The 17,746-nt window shown below is 66.5% G+C and carries 14 protein-coding genes; 3 read left to right on the top strand and 11 right to left on the bottom strand.

Annotated features, from left to right (window positions below; genetic code table 11):
- Position 1: 1 nt before the first annotated feature.
- Positions 2-1,114, bottom strand: a complete 1,113-nt coding sequence (locus UN84_RS08025) for a YhjD/YihY/BrkB family envelope integrity protein (protein WP_173834986.1) — start codon at positions 1,112-1,114, stop codon at positions 2-4.
- Positions 1,115-1,240: 126 nt separating this feature from the next.
- On the opposite strand from UN84_RS08025, the gene UN84_RS08030 reads away from it, so the two are divergent.
- Positions 1,241-2,335, top strand: a complete 1,095-nt coding sequence (locus UN84_RS08030; RefSeq protein WP_035598507.1) for a bifunctional nicotinamide-nucleotide adenylyltransferase/Nudix hydroxylase — start codon at positions 1,241-1,243, stop codon at positions 2,333-2,335.
- Positions 2,336-2,457: 122 nt separating this feature from the next.
- On the opposite strand, the gene UN84_RS08035 is transcribed toward UN84_RS08030, so the two are convergent.
- The 7 genes from UN84_RS08035 to UN84_RS08065 all read right to left on the bottom strand — a co-directional run bounded on the left by UN84_RS08035 (position 2,458) and on the right by UN84_RS08065 (position 10,259).
- Entirely contained in the window at positions 2,458-3,375 is a 918-nt protein-coding gene (locus UN84_RS08035; protein ID WP_046078713.1) for a LysR substrate-binding domain-containing protein, read from the bottom strand.
- A gap of 92 nt (positions 3,376-3,467) precedes the next feature.
- Positions 3,468-4,886, bottom strand: coding sequence for a cardiolipin synthase (gene cls / locus UN84_RS08040; RefSeq protein WP_046078714.1), 1,419 nt, complete (start codon positions 4,884-4,886; stop codon positions 3,468-3,470).
- Between the two features lie 109 nt (positions 4,887-4,995).
- Positions 4,996-6,501 carry a fumarate hydratase gene (locus UN84_RS08045; RefSeq protein ID WP_046078715.1) on the bottom strand — a complete coding sequence of 502 codons (1,506 nt, stop codon included), beginning with the start codon at positions 6,499-6,501 and terminating at the stop codon, positions 4,996-4,998.
- Between the two features lie 220 nt (positions 6,502-6,721).
- Complete coding sequence (gene nei, locus UN84_RS08050; RefSeq protein ID WP_046078716.1) at positions 6,722-7,543, bottom strand: endonuclease VIII; 822 nt, start codon at positions 7,541-7,543, stop codon at positions 6,722-6,724.
- Between the two features lie 41 nt (positions 7,544-7,584).
- The gene (gene uvrB, locus UN84_RS08055; protein WP_046078717.1) at positions 7,585-9,606 is read right to left on the bottom strand and encodes an excinuclease ABC subunit UvrB; all 2,022 of its coding nucleotides are present in this window, start codon (positions 9,604-9,606) and stop codon (positions 7,585-7,587) included.
- Positions 9,607-9,651: 45 nt separating this feature from the next.
- Entirely contained in the window at positions 9,652-10,062 is a 411-nt protein-coding gene (locus UN84_RS08060) for an OsmC family protein (protein WP_046078718.1), read from the bottom strand.
- Positions 10,062-10,259: a hypothetical protein gene (locus UN84_RS08065; RefSeq protein WP_046078719.1), complete on the bottom strand. Its 198-nt coding sequence runs from the start codon at positions 10,257-10,259 to the stop codon at positions 10,062-10,064. The genes UN84_RS08060 and UN84_RS08065 overlap by 1 nt, the downstream gene beginning before the upstream one ends.
- Before the next feature lie 141 nt (positions 10,260-10,400).
- Between UN84_RS08065 and ygfZ the strand changes: the two genes are divergently transcribed.
- Positions 10,401-11,438: a CAF17-like 4Fe-4S cluster assembly/insertion protein YgfZ gene (ygfZ, locus tag UN84_RS08070; protein WP_082090842.1), complete on the top strand. Its 1,038-nt coding sequence runs from the start codon at positions 10,401-10,403 to the stop codon at positions 11,436-11,438.
- A 205-nt stretch (positions 11,439-11,643) separates the two neighbouring features.
- Here the strand turns inward: ygfZ and UN84_RS08075 are convergent, their stop codons facing one another.
- Positions 11,644-15,027 (bottom strand): peptidoglycan-binding protein, encoded by a 3,384-nt coding sequence (locus UN84_RS08075; RefSeq protein ID WP_046078720.1) that lies wholly within the window; start codon positions 15,025-15,027, stop codon positions 11,644-11,646.
- A gap of 18 nt (positions 15,028-15,045) precedes the next feature.
- A complete protein-coding gene (locus UN84_RS08080) occupies positions 15,046-15,870 on the bottom strand; it encodes an SH3 domain-containing protein (RefSeq protein ID WP_046078721.1) in 825 nt (274 codons plus the stop codon).
- Between the two features lie 431 nt (positions 15,871-16,301).
- On the opposite strand from UN84_RS08080, the gene UN84_RS08085 reads away from it, so the two are divergent.
- The gene (locus UN84_RS08085; RefSeq protein ID WP_152662847.1) at positions 16,302-16,736 is read left to right on the top strand and encodes a hypothetical protein; all 435 of its coding nucleotides are present in this window, start codon (positions 16,302-16,304) and stop codon (positions 16,734-16,736) included.
- A 230-nt stretch (positions 16,737-16,966) separates the two neighbouring features.
- Here UN84_RS08085 and UN84_RS08090 read toward each other — a convergent pair whose 3' ends face one another.
- Positions 16,967-17,737 (bottom strand): TatD family hydrolase, encoded by a 771-nt coding sequence (locus UN84_RS08090; RefSeq protein WP_046078722.1) that lies wholly within the window; start codon positions 17,735-17,737, stop codon positions 16,967-16,969.
- Between the last annotated feature and the right edge of the window lie 9 nt (positions 17,738-17,746).

Raw genomic sequence — 17,746 nt, forward strand, 5'->3', positions numbered from 1 at the left:
CTCAGCGAGGCGAAGTGGGTCGGGAGACCGGGTCGCCATTGGTGCCATCGGCGTCCTTCGCCCTCGCCTCGGCGTGGGAGGACGACCCGCTGGCACGTTCGCCGGCGGGCATGCGATCAGACGTCTCGTGAGGCGTCGCGTCGGCACGGTGGCGGCCGGGCCACCAGCGATGGCCGTTCGTCGCGGGCTCGTCACGGGACTCGTCCTCGACCAGCTCGTGATGCACCAGCACGGCGGTATTGCGCGGGATCACCTTGCCGCCCCGTGCCAGCAGCAGGCTCTTGGTGAAGGCGGCGCCGAACAGCAGGATCAGCGAGCTGTAGTAGACCCACAGCAGCACGACCACCACCGAGCCCGCCGCCCCGTAGGTGGACGCGGTGGCGGTATAGGCCAGGTAGGTGGCGATGGCGCTGCGACCCACAGCGAACAGCAGTGCGGTCACCACGGCCCCCACCAGCACGTCGCGCCAGCTCAGCAGCACGTCCGGCAGCACCCGGAAGATGGTCGCGAACAGGGCGCTGACCAGCGCCAGGGAGATCAGGAACTCGATGCCAGCGGTCAGGGCACCGACGAACGGCATCAGGTCATTGGCCGCGTGCAGCAGCGACCTGACCGCCACGCCCAGCACCAGCGACACCAGCAGGATGAAGCCGATGGCCAGCACCACCGTCATCGACAGGGTGCGCTTCTTCAGCAGCAGCAGCACGCTGTTGGCCTTCGGGTGAGCAGTGACGCCCCACAGGGTATTCAGCGAGTACTGCATCTGGCCGAACACGGTGGTCGCACCGACCAGCATGGCGCCGATGCCCATCAGCGTCGGCCACAGCCCCGAGGCCTCGATGCGCGACTGGGCCACGGCATTCTGGATGGCCTCGGCGGCCCCGGTGCCCATGGTGCCCTCGAGCTGGGCAACGATCTGCCCCTGGGCGGCCTCCTCGCCCAGCACCACGCCGATGACGGTCACCGCGATGATCATGGTCGGTGCCAGCGAGAACAGCGTGTAGAAGGCCAGCGAGCCGGCATAGCTGAAGGCGTTGCGCTCGACCCACAGCTTGACGGCGTCGCGGGTCACGACCCACCAGAAGAGTACGACCTGCTTGATACGGCGCCACATCACGATGTCTCCTTCACAGTCCCTTGCCGCGTCAGCATACCGGAGCCTTCCGGTCGTCACGAGCATTCGCATTGCACGGCTTCATGGGGCTCACCATAATGGGCCTTTTCCCGCCGGAGCCCCGCCATGTGTCCGCCGCCGGACGCCGAGACGTCCTCCCCCGACTTCGATTGCCTGGTCTTCATCGGTCGCTTCCAGCCGCCCCACCTGGGGCATCTGGCGGTGATCCACGAGGCGCTCAAGCGGGCCCGGCAGGTGATCGTGCTGGTGGGCTCCGCCTGGCAGGCCCGCTCGCTGCGCAATCCCTGGCGCTTCGACGAGCGCCGCCGGATGCTCAGGAGCGCCTTCGATGCCGACGACAACGCCCGGCTCGAGATCGTGCCGCTGCTCGATGCGCTCTACAACAACGACGTCTGGGTCCGTGACGTGCAGCGCAAGGTGCGCGACATTGCCTCGCCGAGCCATGCCAGACTGCCGCGTATCGGCCTGATCGGCGCCAGCCGCGGCCAGTCCAGCTACTACCTTTCGCTCTTCCCACAGTGGGAGTCCGTCAGCGTGCCGATGGTCGAGGGCATCTCGGCGAGCCAGATCCGCGAGCGCCTGTTCCGCTCGTCGATCGCCGCGGCCGACTACGCCAGCGCCGGCGCCTCCCACGACCTGCCGCCGGGTGTGGTGGACAGTCTCAAGGGATTCCTCGAGACCGAGGCCTTCGAGCAGCTGGTGGAGGAACAGGGGCTGCTGGAGCAGTACCGTCAGGCCTGGGCCCACGCGCCCTACCCGCCGGTGTTCGTCACCGCCTGCGCGGTGGTGGTGCAGTCGGGGCACGTGCTGCTGGTCAAGCGTACCGCGGCGCCGGGCAAGGGGCTCTATGCCCTCCCCGGCGGCTTCATCAGCCCTCAGGAGCGGCTGCTGGACGCCTGCCTGCGGGAGCTGCGCGAGCGGGTGCGGCTCAAGGTGCCGGAGCCGGTGCTGAAGGGATCGCTACGCGGACAGCGGCTGTTCGACGAGCCGCATCGTAGCTGGCGGGGACGCACCCTGGCGGAAGCCTTCTACTTCGCCCTGCGCCCGGAGCAGCAGCTGCCGCAGCTCAAGCCGGTCAAGGGCGGCGACCACGCCCGCTGGGTGCCGCTGGCCGACCTCGAACCCGATGCGCTGTTCGAGGACCACTTCTTCATCATCCAGAATTTCCTGGGCCTGCCCGCGGACTTCGGTGGCCCGTGATCGGGGTATAGCAGAGCGGACATGGGGTCAGACCCTTCAGTGGCCTTAGGATCTCCGATCCTAAGGCCACTGAAGGGTCTGACCCCGAGACGGCGCCCGATACGATGATCCGAACCGACAGATCAGGCCTGGAGGAAATCCCGCGGCAACTTCATCATCTGCCGCCACAGCTTCTCCACCCCCGGCTTGTGCACCAGAGAGCAGCGATAGAGCCGGATCTCCAGCGGCACGTCGTAGCTCTCGGCGCCAGCCCGCACCAGGCGACCGCTGTTGAGCTCCTCGCGGATGCAGAAGTCGGGAATCCAGGCCATGCCCACCCCCTGCAGCACCATGCCCTTGAGGCCTTCGGCCATGGCGGTCTCGTAGACCACCCGCAGCCGCATCCGCAGCGGGTCGTTCTTGAGCAGCATGCGCACGCTGCGCCCGAGGAAGGCGCCCTGGGTATAGGCCAGGTACGGCACCTCCTGGCGCCCCTCCAGTGGGAAGCGTGGCTTGCCCGACTCGTCCGGCAGGCTCACCGGCACCATCTTGACCTGGCCGATGGAGAACGACGGAAAGACCTCGGCGTCCAGCTGCATGGTGGCATAGGGGTCGTAGTAGGCCAGCATCAGGTCGCAGTTGCCTTCCCTCAGCACGTGGATGGCATCGCCCACGTTCATCGCCACCAGCCGCGTCGGCAGCTCGCCCACGCCCTTCTGCAGGCGAGAGATCCAGGGCGGGAAGAAGCTCAGTGCCAGGGAGTGGGCGGCGACGATGTCGAGCGCCTCGTTGGCCATCGACAGTCCGCGCAGGTGCCCGAGGCTCTCGTTGAGCTGCTCGACCATGTTGCGCGCAGTGACCAGGAACAGCTGGCCCTGGGGCGTGAGATCGACCGGGGTGGTGGAGCGATCGACCAGGGTCACGCCCACGGCCTGCTCCAGGGAGCGGATGCGACGACTGAAGGCCGGCTGCGTGACATGACGCTGGCGGGCCGAGGCGGAAAAGCTGCGGGTATTGGCCAGGGCGACGAAGTCTTCCAGCCACTTGGTCTCGAGGTTCACCACGACTCCCGATCACGGATGCATTAGCGGCCCGGGGGCCAGCCAGGTCGCTAATGTACCCCAGGCGCCCACACGACCCAAGCAAAGGACGCTCACTGCACCGGTGCGAACAGGTAGGCGCCCCGGGACACCAGCTTCTTCCACAGCGGTCGCGAGCGGATCTCCTCCAGCGACACTTCCCGGCAGCCGGCGAAATCCCGCTCCAGCATGGCTTCCACCTCGGCGGCGAAACCACGGTCCGGCACGAAGGCGGTGACCTCGAAATTGAGCCGGAAGGAGCGATTGTCGAGGTTGACCGTGCCCACGCAGGCCGCCGCATCGTCGATCAGGATCACCTTCTGGTGCAAAAACCCCGGCTGGTAGCGATAGACCTTGACCCCGGCGCGCAGCATGTCGGGCAGGAAGGAGAAGGCCGACAGGAACACCAGCAGGTGGTCCGGACGTTCCGGCATCATGATGCGCACGTCCACGCCACGCATCGCCGCCAGGCGCAGGGCGTCCTGGACGCTGTGATCCGGTACGAAGTAGGGACTGGTGATCCACAGCCGCTCGTGGGCGCGATGAATGGCGTGCTGCACCAGCAGGCTGGCGGTCTCCTGGGGGTCGGCCGGCCCCGAGGGCACGATGACCACGTTCTGCGACGAGGCCTCGCTCTGTCGCGGCAACCAGTCCAGGCGGATCACCTCACCGGTGGCCCAGTGCCAGTCCTCCCAGAAGGCCTCCTGCAGACCGAGCACGCTGGGGCCAGTGAGCTTGAGATGCGTATCCCGCCAGTGCCCGTGACGGGCATGCCGGCCCAGGTATTCGACGCCGACGTTATGGCCGCCGATCCAACCCTGATAGCCGTCGACCACCACGATCTTGCGGTGGTTGCGGAAGTTGAGCTGGAAGCGATGCCTCAACCCGCGGGAGGAGTGAAAGGCGCTGATTTCGATGCCGGCCTCGCGCAGCGCCTTCAGGTAGCGCTCGGGCAAGGCATGGCTGCCGATCTCGTCATACAGGAAGCGCACCCAGACCCCCCGCTCCGCCGCCGCGCACAGCCGCTCGCGCAGGCGACGCCCCAGGTCATCGTCACGCACGATGAAGAACTGGATCAGGATGTAATCCTCGGCGGCGTCGATGCCGGCGAACAGGCTGTCAAAGGTCGCCTCCCCATCGACCAGCAGTTCGGCGCGATTGCCACTGGTCATCGGCATCATCGCCAGCTTCTCGACCGCCCGCACGTCGGCCTCCCGGGCGCCGGCCAGATAGGGCACGATCCGCTCGCGATAGCCTTCCAGCACTCGACGGAGCACGGTGTCGCGCTCGCCACGCGCGGAGACGTAACCATAGAAGCGCGGTCGACCGAACACCCAGTAGGCCGGCACCGCCAGATAGGGCACGGTGACCAGCGACAGGATCCAGGCGATGGCCCCCTGTGAGGTACGCGCCGACATCAACGCCTGCACCGCCGACAGCATGCCGAGCAGATGGAGGGCGAGGATCAGCATGCCGAGCAGCCATGACGTCATGAGCAGACTCCCTTTCCGTGGGATGAGCGGCCGAAGTGCCCAGCATACGCAAAACGACGACGGCCCCGCCAGTTGGCGGGGCCGTCGATCATCACGCTGGCGTCAGGGATCAGGCGCGCTCGGCGATGATCTCCTTCCACTTGGCCGGACCGGTCTGGTGGACCGACGTGCCCGCGCTGTCCACGGCCACGGTCACCGGCATGTCCTCCACCTCGAACTCGTAGATGGCTTCCATGCCCAAATCCTCGAAGCCGACCACCCGGGCCTGCTTGATGGCCTGGGCCACCAGGTAGGCGGAACCGCCCACCGCCATCAGGTAGACGGCCTGGTTGTCGCGGATCGCCTCGATGGCCGCCTCGCCCCGCTCGGCCTTGCCGACCATGCCCTGCAGGCCGGTCTGTTCGAGCATGGTGCGGGTGAACTTGTCCATGCGCGTCGCGGTCGTCGGGCCTGCCGGGCCGACCACCTCGTCGCCGACCGGATCGACCGGACCGACGTAGTAGATGAAGCGTCCCTTGAGGTCCACCGGCAGGCTCTCGCCCTTGGCCAGCATGTCGACCATGCGCTTGTGGGCGGCGTCGCGGCCGGTCAGCAGATTGCCGTTGAGCAACAGGGTGTCGCCGGGCTGCCAGCTCTGCACCTCTTCCGGGGTGATCGCATCGAGGTTGACGCGCTTGACGTTGTCGCCCGCCTCGCGGGTGATCTCCGGCCAGTCCTCCAGCTTCGGCGCCGGCAGGGCCGCCGGGCCGGTGCCGTCCAGCGTGAAGTGGGCGTGACGGGTGGCCGCGCAGTTGGGGATGATCGCCACCGGCTTGTTGGCCGCGTGGGTCGGGTAGTCCTTGACCTTGATGTCGAGCACCGTGGTCAGGCCACCGAGGCCCTGGGCGCCGATGCCGCTCCGGTTGACCTTGTCGTAGAGCTCGAGGCGCAGCTCCTCGGCGCGATCGGACGCCCCGCGGGCCTGCAGGTCCTGGATGTCGATCGGGTCGAGCAGTGACTCCTTGGCGAGCTCCATGGCCTTCTCGGCGGTACCGCCGATGCCGATGCCGAGCATGCCGGGCGGGCACCAGCCGGCGCCCATCTTGGGCAGCTGCTCGAGCACCCAGTCGACCACGCTATCGGAGGGGTTGAGCATGGCGAACTTGGACTTGGCCTCGCTGCCGCCGCCCTTGGCCGCCACGTGCACCTCGACGGTGTCACCGGGCACCAGCTTGTGGTGGATGATCGCCGGGGTGTTGTCCTTGGTGTTCTGACGCTTGCCGTCCGGGTCGGCCAGCACCGAGGCGCGCAGGATGTTGTCGGGCAGCTTGTAGGCCCGGCGCACGCCCTCGTTGACCATGTCGTCGAGGCTCATGTCGGTCTCGAAGCGCACATTCATGCCGACGTGGACGAAGACGGTGACAATGCCGGTGTCCTGGCAGATCGGCCGGTGGCCGGTGGCACACATCCGCGAGTTGATCAGGATCTGGGCGATGGCGTCCTTGGCCGCGGGGTTCTCCTCGCGCTCGTAGGCCGCCGCCATGGCGTCGATGAAGTCCTTGGGATGGTAGTAGGAGATGTACTGCAGGGCATCGGCGACGCTCTGGATGAGGTCATCCTGGCGGATCACGGTCATGGGCAAGACGCTCCATTGGGTGGGTCGACACGCCCGCTTCTCAAGGCAGATGCCGGACTCAACGCTGATCCGGCAGACGCCTGCGGCCGGAAACCGGTGGCGGGCTCGAACGGGCAGGCATTATATCGCACTTGCCTTCCTGCGGCAGCGCCACCGAGGTTAGCGAGGTAAGGAAAATGCAAGATAACGGTATACGCTTCCCCCGAGAGCCTCGTAAGGCTCAGTCCGGCTGGCAGGACGGGCAGCGATAGAGCCGCCTTGAGGCCACGCTGAGCTTCTCGATCAGCCGCTCGCAGCGATGGCACGGCAGGCCTTCACGCTCGAAGGCGGCGAAGCGCCAGCGTCTGCGGCTACGTCCCTCGCGACGGTCGGCGGCGGCCCAGTCGTCGCGGTTGGTCACCCCGCCGGTCTCGTAGGAGCGCCGCGTCAGCGCCAGCATCTGCTCGGCCAGCTGACGACGCTCATCGTCGCTCAGGTCGACCGGCCGGACCCGATGGGAGAGCGCGGCGAAGAACAGGATCTCCGAGCGCAGGTAGTTGCCGAGCCCCGCGACCAGGGACTGGTCCAGCAGCAGGCCGCCCAGGCGGCGTCCGCGCCAGCGCGGGTCCATCAGCCGCTCGACGATGGTGTCGACCGTCACCTCATGGGTCAGCAGATCGGGACCGAGTCGCGACAGGAAGGGATGCTCGTGCAGGCGCCCTTCTTCCCACAGCGACACGTCAGAGGCGCTGTAGAGGCTCGCCATGCGATCCCCGGCGGTCAGGCGAACGCGCAACGAGCGTTGGGTATCGGGCTCGCGCTCGGCGTCGTGGAGCTTCCACACGCCATAGAGCTGGTTGTGGGAATAGAGCACTCGACCGTCGTCGAAGCGGGTCAGCAGCGCCTTGCCCCAGCTGTCGACCGCCCTCACCTCGCGGCCGATCAGCGAGCCGGCCTGGTCCGCCAGCTCGGGAAACGCGAACCAGGCGTCGTCGAGGCGACGCCCGGCGATGTGATCGTGCAGCGCATCCGCCGCCCGACGGATCTCGGGTCCTTCCGGCATGTTTGCTCCTTGCTAACGCCTTCCATACACACCCGTCACGCCTAGCCGACCGCGAGCTGACGCTCCTTGAGCTCCAGCAGCCGGTCGCGCAGCCGCGCGGCCTCCTCGAATTCGAGGTTCTGGGCGGCCTCTGACATGGCGTCCTCCAGCCGGGTGATTTCCTTCGCCAGCTCGGCCGGTCCCAGATCGTTCGGATCGTAGACCGCCGAACCCTCGGCCACCTTGCGCTCGTTCTTGCGGCCCTTGCCCTTGCGCCCCGGGGCCTCGGCGGCCTCGAGGATGTCGGCCACCGAGCGATGCACCGTCTCCGGCACGATGCCATGCTCCTCATTGTGAGCGATCTGCTTGGCTCGGCGACGCTCGGTCTCGTCCATGGCACGGCGCATGGAATCGGTGATGCGGTCGGCGTAGAGCACCGCCTTGCCGTGTGCGTTGCGCGCCGCCCGGCCGATGGTCTGGATCAGCGAGCGCTCGTTGCGCAAGAAGCCTTCCTTGTCGGCATCGAGGATCGCCACCAGCGACACCTCGGGAATGTCGAGGCCCTCGCGCAGCAGGTTGATGCCCACCAGCACGTCGAACTTGCCGAGGCGCAGGTCGCGAATGATCTCGACCCGTTCCACGGTGTCGATGTCGGAGTGCAGGTAGCGCACCCGCACGTCGTGCTCGTCGAGGTACTCGGTGAGGTCCTCGGCCATGCGCTTGGTCAGGGTGGTGACCAGTACGCGCTCCTCGACCGCGGTGCGCTCGCGGATCTCGGACAGCAGGTCATCGACCTGGGTGGAGGCCGGCCGCACCTCGAGCTCGGGATCGAGCAGCCCGGTGGGGCGCACCACCTGCTCGACCACCTGGCCGGCGTGCTCGGCTTCGTAGGGGCCGGGCGTGGCCGAGACGAAGACCGTCTGAGGGCTGATCCGCTCCCACTCCTCGAACTTCATCGGCCGGTTGTCCAGCGCCGAGGGCAGGCGGAAGCCGTACTCGACCAGGGTCTCCTTGCGCGAGCGGTCGCCCTTGTACATGCCGCCCACCTGGGGAACGCTGACATGGGACTCGTCGATGAACAGCAGCGCGTCGCTGGGCAGATAGTCGAAGAAGGTCGGCGGCGCCTGGCCCGGCTCGCGGCCGGAGAGATAGCGCGAGTAGTTCTCGATACCGTTGCAGTAGCCGAGCTCGAGCATCATCTCGATGTCGTAGAGGGTGCGCTGCTCGAGGCGCTGAGCCTCCACCAGCTTGTCGTGCTGGCGCATGAAGGCCAGCCGCTCCGCGAGCTCCTCCTTGATGCGGTCGATGGCGCCCATGATGGTCTCGCGGGGCGTGACGTAGTGCGACTTCGGGTAAATGGTCATGCGCGGGACCTTGCCGCGCACCTCGCCGGTCAGCGGGTCGAACAGGCTGATGCCGTCGATCTCGTCGTCGAACAGCTCCACGCGCACCGCCTCGTCCTCGGCGTCGGCCGGGAAGATGTCGATCACGTCGCCGCGCACCCGGTAGGTGCCGCGCTTGAAGTCCAGGTCGTTGCGGGTGTACTGCAGCTCCGCCAGGCGGCGCAGGAAGGCCCGCTGGTCGATCAGCTCGCCGCGATTGAAGTGCAGGCGCATCTTCAGGTACTGATCGGGATCGCCGAGGCCGTAGATGGCCGACACCGAGACCACGATCAGGGCGTCGCGACGCTCGAGCAGCGCCTTGGTCGCCGACAGGCGCATCTGCTCGATGTGGTCGTTGATCGAGGCGTCCTTCTCGATGAAGGTGTCCGAGGACGGCACATAGGCCTCGGGCTGGTAGTAGTCGTAGTAGGAGACGAAGTATTCCACGGCGTTGTCGGGGAAGAACGACTTGAACTCGCCGTAGAGCTGGGCCGCCAGCGTCTTGTTGGGCGCCATGACGATGGTCGGCCGCTGCAGGCGCTCGACCACGTTGGCCATGGTGTAGGTCTTGCCCGAACCGGTCACGCCGAGCAGCGTCTGGTGGGCCAGTCCGGCATCCAGCCCGTTGACCAGGCCCTGGATGGCCGAGGGCTGATCGCCGGCGGGCCGGTACTTGGACTCGAGTCGGAATGCCTTGCTCATCGGGTCTCCTGGTCTCAGTGACGGCAGGTCACATGAATCTGGGGCTCAGTCGCGCTGCCGGGTGGTGATCTCCACCGTGGCGGCGGTCATCAGGCGGTGGATCGGGCACTTGTCGCTGATTTCCTCGAGCCGCGCCCGCTGGTCGTCGTCGAGATCGCCGAGGAAAGCCATGACGACCTCCAGACGATAGACGCCGCGGCGCTCCTCGCGTTCATCGCGATTGACCGTCACCTCGACGCCTGCCAGCGGCCATTCCTTGCGCCGTGCGTACATCTGGGCGGTGATCGCCTTGCAGGCGCCCAGCGACAGGTCGAAGTAGTCGTGGGGATCCGGCGCGCTGCCCTCGCCGCCGAAGGCCTCGGGCACGTCGACGAACAGGTCCTCCGCACCCTCGAGCTCGACCCGCTGGCGGAAGACGCGATCGCGCTGACTGGTGACACGGATCGGCGGCTTCATCACGACACCTGGATGCCGAGCCCCAGCTTCTTGACGGCCTGAATCAGCGCCTCGCGACGCGCGCGGCCGTCGACCTCGGCGCCGTGGCGACCGACCTCGACACTCTCGACGCCGTCGAGCATCATCAGGGCGGTGGTGATGCGATTGACCTGATCGGCGTTCTCGACGCCCTTGAAGGTGAGGCTCTGCTGGGCCATGGGCTGGCTCTCCGGTCGGCTGGATGGGAACGGCACGAGTCTAGCATGCCGCCTCGGGGCCCGGCAGCGGTTGCATTGACGCCCCGACGCCCTCATCTCGGGGGAGCAAAGGCCTAAGGAAAGAGACAAGGAAGATCCCACATGAATGATTGGCTCGACCGCCTCGGCGGCCGCCGGAAAGACGACACGCGCCTCGTCTTCGAGACGCCGGACCAGGCACATCTCGCCATGGACGCCACCGTGATGACGCCGCTGGTCCATCTGGGCATCCTCGATGTCAGCGGCGCCGACGCCGAAGGTTTCCTGCAGGGCCAGACCAGCGCCCAGGTATCGCTGGCCGACGGCGCCTTCGCGCCGCTGACCAGCTTCTGCACGCCCAAGGGCCGGATGCTGGCCAACGCCCAGCTGTGGCGCGTGGCCGAGGGCCACTACCGGCTGCTGATGCATCGCAGCCTGGTGCAGGGCCTGCACGACCATCTCAGGAAGTTCGCGCCCTTCTACAAGGCCGAGCTCACGGTCCGCGACGACCTGGCGCTGATCGGACTGATCGGGCGCGAGGCGCCGGCAGTGGCCGAGGCGCGCCTGGACGTGCGGCCACCCACGGCCTGGCATCAGGCCAACGGCGACGACCTTCAGCTGCTCGCCCATCCCGGGCCGCGCCCTCGCCTGCTGGCCTGTCTGCCCGCCGAGCGCGCCGAAGCCATCTGGCAGTCGCTGGCCGATCAGACCACCCCAGTCGACAACGCCGTCTGGCGCCTGCACGACATCCAGGCCGGGATGGCCTGGCTGAACGCCGACCAGGCCGACGCCCATCTGCCGCAGATGCTCAACTGGGAGGCGCTCGGCGGCATCAGCTTCAAGAAGGGCTGCTATACCGGCCAGGAAGTCGTGGCCCGGGCGCACTTCCGCGGTCAGGTGAAGAAGCGCCTGGTGCGCGGCCAGCTCGAGGGCGAGCGACTGCCCGCCGAGGGCAGCGCGGTGGTGGATGCCAACGGCAAGAGCCTCGGTGAGGTGCTGTGCGCCGAGCTCGACGCCTACGGCCAGCCGGAGGTGCTCGCGGTGATGAGCACCAAGGAAGCCCCCGAACCGCTCAGCGTCGACGGCCAGCAGTTCAAGCGCCTGCAGCTGCCCTACCCGCTCGAGCGCCTTGACCCGGAGACGCTAGCCACCAAGGCCTAAATCCGTTTTTCGACAACCAAGCTTGTTGCACACTCGCGCTACTTACCATTCAGAAAATGGAGGCTCTGCCTTCTTCAGCCAAACTCCGACCTCAATACGCCACATCTGCAGCGGACAGACATCCGCTGCTTGGACCAGCTTATTGAGACTGTAGCTCTCCCCCTCCCGGCCGGGAGCCACTCCTGTTTAGATAAGCAACGGCCAGCTAGAAACGAATCTCCGGCACCTCGGCCTCCGGTGCAGCAGATTCAGGAGGTGGTGCATCCAGACGCAGTGCCACCAGTGTCAGACCATGGGCCTCACTGATGCGACCCTCGAGAGTCAGTAGCGATTGACCGGCCGAGACACTTCGCCCGAATACCTCTGGCGGCGCCGCCAGTGGGTCGCCCCAGGCCAAAATCAGCGTCTCAGTCTCAGCGTCTTTCACACGATCGCCTGGTGAGCCGAATCGTGAGACCAGCAGTTCCTCCAGTGCTGCTGTTTGCTCTCCTTCCACAACATTACGCACATAGACATGACGAACCAGGCCGTCTTCGTTGAACTCAGCCTTAGCGCACGCGGCCCCGACCTCTTCGGCCAGCCGGGGGTCTGTGATGACGTGGTAGAGACAGTTTCCCTCCTCAGCGGCGATAGTTTGCTCGTCCGGCCAGGAGATCGCCTCGGAAGAGAAGCGTTCGGTCAAGGCCTGCCGGGCCTGCTCGGCCTCCATGCCCAGGCTTACCCCCACCAGGGCAAGAGATTCACGCTCAGGAGAAGCGTCTAGATCAACGGCCGACACCTCTGTCGGCGCAGCGCCGGGGGGTGGGGCCTGCGCTTCGGCTTCAACGACCTCGGTGCCGTCTTCGCCCGGCAACTCGCCGGCCTGGAAGAGCACACTGTCATCCTTGCGGTCCAGCACCCGCATGGCATGCACGGTCGCCGGCATGGCAGTACTCTCCGATGCCTGTTCGGCACCCGGCGCCGGCGGCGTTCCAAGGCTCGCCAGCACCTCGATCGTGACCTGCCGCTCACGGCCATCCTTGCGCCCATTGAAGCGCTCGAGGAACGTCTCGGCCGTTTTCGACTCCATCGGCAGCCCTGCGTCGATTAAGGGCTCCATGCCATCGAGTGCCAGGCTAAAGGCCTGCGGCACTTCGGAGTCGTCACCGGGTCGGCAGTAACGGTTCAACTGGTAGCTGTGCACCTGGCGATAGAAGCTGATATCGCCACGCCTCGAGGTAAAGGGGAAACGCTCGGCGTCCATGTCATACTGGCCAAGCACTTCGTTGGGGAACGCCACCCGCACGTACCGGCGGCCCGTCGTCTCCACTGCCTCCGCGAGTTGAGTGCGGAACTCCTGCTGTAGCCGAGCCATGGTAATGGGATTGCCCTCGGCGTCGCGCACGCGATTGCACGCCTCCACGCGCATGTAGGCGTCGACATAGTCGCTGCGCTCGGCCAGGGCGGGACGACCGCGCACCAGATGCAGAAACAGCGCCCGGTAGTCAAGCTCGGCGTAGTCCTCCCAGAGTGAGGACGCAGGCCGGGCCGCGTTGACCTGCTCGAGGGTGACCTCCTTGAGCAGCTCTCCGCTCACGGCGTCGAAGACGCGGCCGCGCAGTAGCTCCATGCGGGCGCCCTGAATCTTGCCGTAGGCGCGCTCGAACCCCACGAGGCGCAGCTCGAGCTGGATCGAGACCTGACGTTCAGGGTTGGCCTTGACCAGCTGTTCTGCCGGGCCGGCCGCCTTCGGCACCGCGGCCAGCAGCCCTTCATCGCGGATCTCGACACTGTTGAACCGGGGCAGATCGGGACCATCTCTGGTAACGCAATCGGGAATGCGCGCCCGATCAGTAACGCTGAAGCGAAACCGCTCCGTTGCATCATCGGGGCGGCCGCTGGAAAGGCGTATGCGCAAGCCGAACGCGCCGCGCTCGGTGTCGTATTCCTGCAGCTCGCCCTCGCTGGTAGCGTGGAAGCGATTATGGACAGAAGCCTCCGCCAGTTTGCTCGCGGCGCGCTGCGGCGCCGCCTCCAGCAGGCGCTGGCGCTCGAATTCGGCGTTGGCCTTGCCACGCAGGTTGGCCTCAGGAATGCAGCCCCGTTCACCGTCCCAGTAGGCGTATCGCGCCGCGGTGCGTGGGTCATCGAGCAGCGCCGGTGACTCATGCAGGGCCGAGACCAGCAGAGCGCTACCCGTCAGATCGGCCCCCTGTAGGCTGTCGGCAACCACGGGCGCGTCGTCGCCGGCGGACTGCGGTTCGGGCAGGGTCAGGGCGTCGGCCCCCAACACGGCCAGCTGGCGGGAATACTGGGGATTGCCTGGCGTTCTCACCTCGGCCTTCAGCGGGCGCAGCTGCACCAGGCTATGGCCCTGGGTCGCGCGGGTCACCCCTTCGACGCGGCCGGTGACGATCACCGAAATGTTCGGAAAGTCCGAGGCGTAGAGCTCCTCGGCGGCACCTGACGGCATGGCGAGCCGGCCGCCCAGCAGCGCGGCCACGCCGGCCGCTTCGAGCGCCTGCTCGCCGGCCGGCAGGGTAACTCGGAACGCGGAGGGAAACGCCTTCTGGTCGTGCAGCCGCAAGCCTTCCTGGCGCGCCACGCTCTGGCAGAAATCCCCCGGCCGAATCTGGCCCTCGATGGAGCCGTGCGGCAGGATGGGAAAGCTCTGGCGCTCGAAGTCATAGTCCGCCAGCCGCAGGCGAGCCGTGAAGGCGATCCGCGCGCCCGGCATGGCCTCTCCTCCGCCAAGCTCGGCGCGCATGGCCGCTAGGCGCCGGCGCGCGGCGTCCTTGACCTCACGCAGCTCGAAGGGGTTCAGGTTGCCTCGCCAGCCCTGCGCGCGGCACTCGTAGCCGGCGAAATAGGGCAGAAAGGCCGGATCGTCAACGGCCTCGGGATGTGCGCGAATATAGTGCCGCAGCAGGGCCGGGTAGGCCTCCTCGCCGTTGAGCGGCGCGCTCTCGACGCCGGCTATCGTGGCCGCCGAGCCGCCCTGCACCGCGCTGCCCCCCGCGGTGGCACCCCGCATATGCGCCAGCGCGATCGCCGGCTGGCCCGTCTGCGGGAGGCCGTTGGCGGCCTGATAGGCGCGGATCGCCCGGGTAGTTCTCCGGCCCATCAGCCCATCGACCGGGCCGGGCCGGTAGCCGAGCTGGCTCAAGCGACGCTGGAGCTCGGCTATCTGCGCACGACTTAATGGCTCGGTGAGCGCAAGCGGTTGAGCCGCCTGCTGAGCGACCGTATCGGACGTCGCGCTTGCCCGCAGTCTACCGTTAGCAAGATGCGTCCAGCGTCCTACAATCTGGCCATTGGCTACCCCCGTGAGCTGCAGCTGCTGGAGGTTGGGGCACTCGAGGCCTAGGATCTGGCGAACGCCACCGGCTAGGCGCTGTAGTTGTCGGGTATCCTCGGTCAGCGCCTCTGCTCGAGTAGCCTGTACACGCACCGCCACCGTCTGGCCGCACCAGTCAGGCTCGCTGACGACGGCCCTTAGCTCGCCCATGCGGGCGACGCTGCGCTCGGCAGCCCGGGCATCGGACGGCGCAAGGCCGAGCAGCGCCAGCACGACCGCAGCGAAGGGAAACAGGGTGACCCCCATCATCATGACACCTCCACTGCGAGCTCAGGCTTCCTCGATCACATAGCCATCCGGTCCCTCGCAGATCCGGATGCGATCTTCGGCCACGGAACCGTCCGGCTCGGTGACCCGGGTAGTGTTGACGCTACAGGTACGCTCCGCCTGCACCAGCATGACCTCCCCCTCTCCGCCGGTAACCGGGGGACTCTGCGGCTGCTGAGGCGCAGGCGTCAGCAGCCGGGTGGCCACGAAACCATCTGCAGCCCCCTCCTCGGCGATCAGATACCAATCGCGGCCCTCCACCTTGCCCACCACATGTACGCTCTGACCGGCGGCAAGCGAGCCGACGCTGCGGTACTCGGTGCTCGGGCCACCGCGTACGTTACTGCTGGCGGTGGCACGATAACTGGAGCCGATCAGGTCGATGGGCGGCATCTCATCGACGCGATCGCGCTTGACGCTGACCGGTACCTCGCGGCGCTGGGTGGAACGCTGAGTGACCTTGGTCTGACCTCTGGCACCGGTTTCGGGGTCTTCCCAGGATTGGGGCTGCCCGGTCTCTAAGGCTCGCTGGTTGGCATCCACCATCTCCTGCTGGCCAGAGCGACTCAGGTGTCGGGCAATCTCGCGCCCGATCAAGGCCCCCGCAATGGTACCGACCCCTGTGGCTACAAGGCGACCGCTTCCACCTCCGACCTGCGAGCCCACAAGCGCCCCGGCACTTCCTCCAATCAGGGTGCCGAGCGTGTCGGGGTTCATCTCGCCCATCGTCTCGCAGCCAGACAGTGCAGTCAGACTGAAGCCGGCAACCAAAGCCCAGGATGCCCGTTTGACGCGGGTGCGGAGCGGGGGAGGATGAGAGATGGTCATGTCGGCTCCTTGCTCTGGAATTATTATGAAATGTACTTAATCAAGGTAAGCTTCACGCAAGAACCGTCAACATGAGCGTTATGACCTCGCCATGACCAGCATGTTGATGCAGAGCGAGTGATGAAAGTGGTAGTTCTGATGGCAGGAGGAGAGGCGTTGCTGACTGGCTGTCACCACCAGGTTCTGCAGGCCATAGCGGTCGAATGCTCAGCAGTGGCTGAGCAGGAGTAATCTCAGGCGGTATTGCCCAAGCCCCCTACGTAAGCTAATTCCGGGGGGCGGAGATTCGACTGTGTTTTGGTGATCATTGTATTGACATGCTCCGGCCTCCTACCTATCTCGCTCTGTAGACTTGCTTGTATTACGACATCCATAGACTGATGGCCCTTGCTAGGGAGGGGTTGTGGAGCGATAAAGAGGGGAAGGTCATCATGAGAGAATCAACCATCACGATTCTGCTGGCAGGTTGCCTGATGGGCGGCACCGTTGAAGTGTCGGCGGCTAATCTAACCGGCGTCTACTGTGGGCGAGATGGCAGTGACACGATGATCCTAGATGACCAAGGGAGCCGGGTAAGCTTCGAGATCAGTTCCTGGCAGGCGGGAGGGCACTATTGCGGTACGCCACGCCTGATGGCTACCCGTCTCAACGGCCGCTACGAAGTTACCGACCGGGATTGCACGTTGAGCCTGTCAAGTGATCAGGAATCTATCACTTTGTTAGCCAATCCATCCGGCAGTTGTAGTGACCAGTACTGTGGGCAGCGAGCTGCGTTGAAGAAATTCAGTCTGCCGCTGTCCAGTCGGCAACCCTTGCCAGGCCCCTTCGAGGAAATCTCGATGATGGAAACGCCTCTGTGCCGTTAGCCGGTTGTGGTCTCAAGCGAGGTGGGTTGTACAATGGCTATGATGAAACTGTATTTCACAGTTATGTGGTTGTCGGATTCAGTGGTTAACTGCCCGCTTGGTGAATAACTTAAGCCGCTTGGCATGCCATTCTTTCATTGCTGCCACCGGTGATTAATGATGGTGGACGCGGTGCTCGAACTCGAACCGACAAAGCCTTGCACAAAGCAGAGATTGGATAATCCGCCGCGTCACGAATCCGGCGCAAGGCCGAACAGCCGCCGAGCGGTGGCGGCGCTGTCCGCCGCCACCCGCTCGGCGCACTGCCCCCGCAGCTCGGCCACCCGGCGACACACCTCGCTCACCCTGGCCGGCTCGTTACGCTCGCCCTGATGACCGGCCGGCGGCATGTCCGGACTGTCGGTCTCCAGCACGTAGCCATCGTCCGGCAGCGCGGCCACGCTGCGCTGCAGTCGCTTGGCTCGATCGTGGGTCAGCGCCCCGCCAAGCCCCACCACGAAGCCGAGATCGAGAAACGCCTGAGCCTGCTGGGGCGAGCCGGCGAAGGCGTGGATCAGCCCGCCGGCCTCGGGCGACAGCTGACGCAGCCGCTTGGCCAGCGGGTCGTTGGCCCGCACGCAGTGGATCACCAGCGGCAGGTTCCTCGCCTTGGCGAGGCGGACCTGGCCGTCGAACAGCGCCCACTGGGCGTCCAGGGTGTCAGTGAAGCGCGCATCGATGCCGCACTCGCCCAGCGCCACCGCCTCGGGGTGCGCGTCCAGCGCCGCCGCCAGGGCATCGACGTCGCCCTCGCGGTGATCCTGCATGAAGTACGGATGCAGCCCCAGGCAGACGCTGATGTCATGCCGTGCTCCCAGCGCCAGCACCCGCGGCCAGTCGCGACGCCGGGTGCCCGGCACCACGAAGTGCTCGACGCCCGCCGCATGGGCACGCGCCAGCACCGCCTCGCGGTCGGCGTCGAAGTCGGGAAAGTCCAGATGGCAGTGGGCGTCGATCAACATAAGCTGGAA

The organism is Halomonas sp. HG01 (genome assembly GCF_000968715.2).
Taxonomy (GTDB): Bacteria; Pseudomonadota; Gammaproteobacteria; order Pseudomonadales; family Halomonadaceae; genus Halomonas; species Halomonas halophila.

Excerpts from the sequence above, each read along its gene's own strand:
- UN84_RS08060 (WP_046078718.1), bottom strand. The coding sequence starts at position 10,062 with ATGAAGCCGCCGATCCGTGTCACCAGTCAGCGCGATCGCGTCTTCCGC.
- nei (WP_046078716.1), bottom strand. The coding sequence starts at position 7,543 with ATGCCGGAAGGACCCGAGATCCGTCGGGCGGCGGATGCGCTGCACGAT.
- ygfZ (WP_082090842.1), top strand. The coding sequence starts at position 10,401 with ATGAATGATTGGCTCGACCGCCTCGGCGGCCGCCGGAAAGACGACACG.
- cls (WP_046078714.1), bottom strand. The coding sequence starts at position 4,886 with ATGACGTCATGGCTGCTCGGCATGCTGATCCTCGCCCTCCATCTGCTC.
- UN84_RS08045 (WP_046078715.1), bottom strand. The coding sequence starts at position 6,501 with ATGACCGTGATCCGCCAGGATGACCTCATCCAGAGCGTCGCCGATGCC.
- uvrB (WP_046078717.1), bottom strand. The coding sequence starts at position 9,606 with ATGAGCAAGGCATTCCGACTCGAGTCCAAGTACCGGCCCGCCGGCGAT.
- UN84_RS08065 (WP_046078719.1), bottom strand. The coding sequence starts at position 10,259 with ATGGCCCAGCAGAGCCTCACCTTCAAGGGCGTCGAGAACGCCGATCAG.
- UN84_RS08075 (WP_046078720.1), bottom strand. The coding sequence starts at position 15,027 with ATGATGATGGGGGTCACCCTGTTTCCCTTCGCTGCGGTCGTGCTGGCG.
- UN84_RS08090 (WP_046078722.1), bottom strand. The coding sequence starts at position 17,737 with ATGTTGATCGACGCCCACTGCCATCTGGACTTTCCCGACTTCGACGCC.
- UN84_RS08080 (WP_046078721.1), bottom strand. The coding sequence starts at position 15,870 with ATGACCATCTCTCATCCTCCCCCGCTCCGCACCCGCGTCAAACGGGCA.
- UN84_RS08085 (WP_152662847.1), top strand. The coding sequence starts at position 16,302 with ATGAGAGAATCAACCATCACGATTCTGCTGGCAGGTTGCCTGATGGGC.
- UN84_RS08025 (WP_173834986.1), bottom strand. The coding sequence starts at position 1,114 with ATGTGGCGCCGTATCAAGCAGGTCGTACTCTTCTGGTGGGTCGTGACC.
- UN84_RS08030 (WP_035598507.1), top strand. The coding sequence starts at position 1,241 with ATGTGTCCGCCGCCGGACGCCGAGACGTCCTCCCCCGACTTCGATTGC.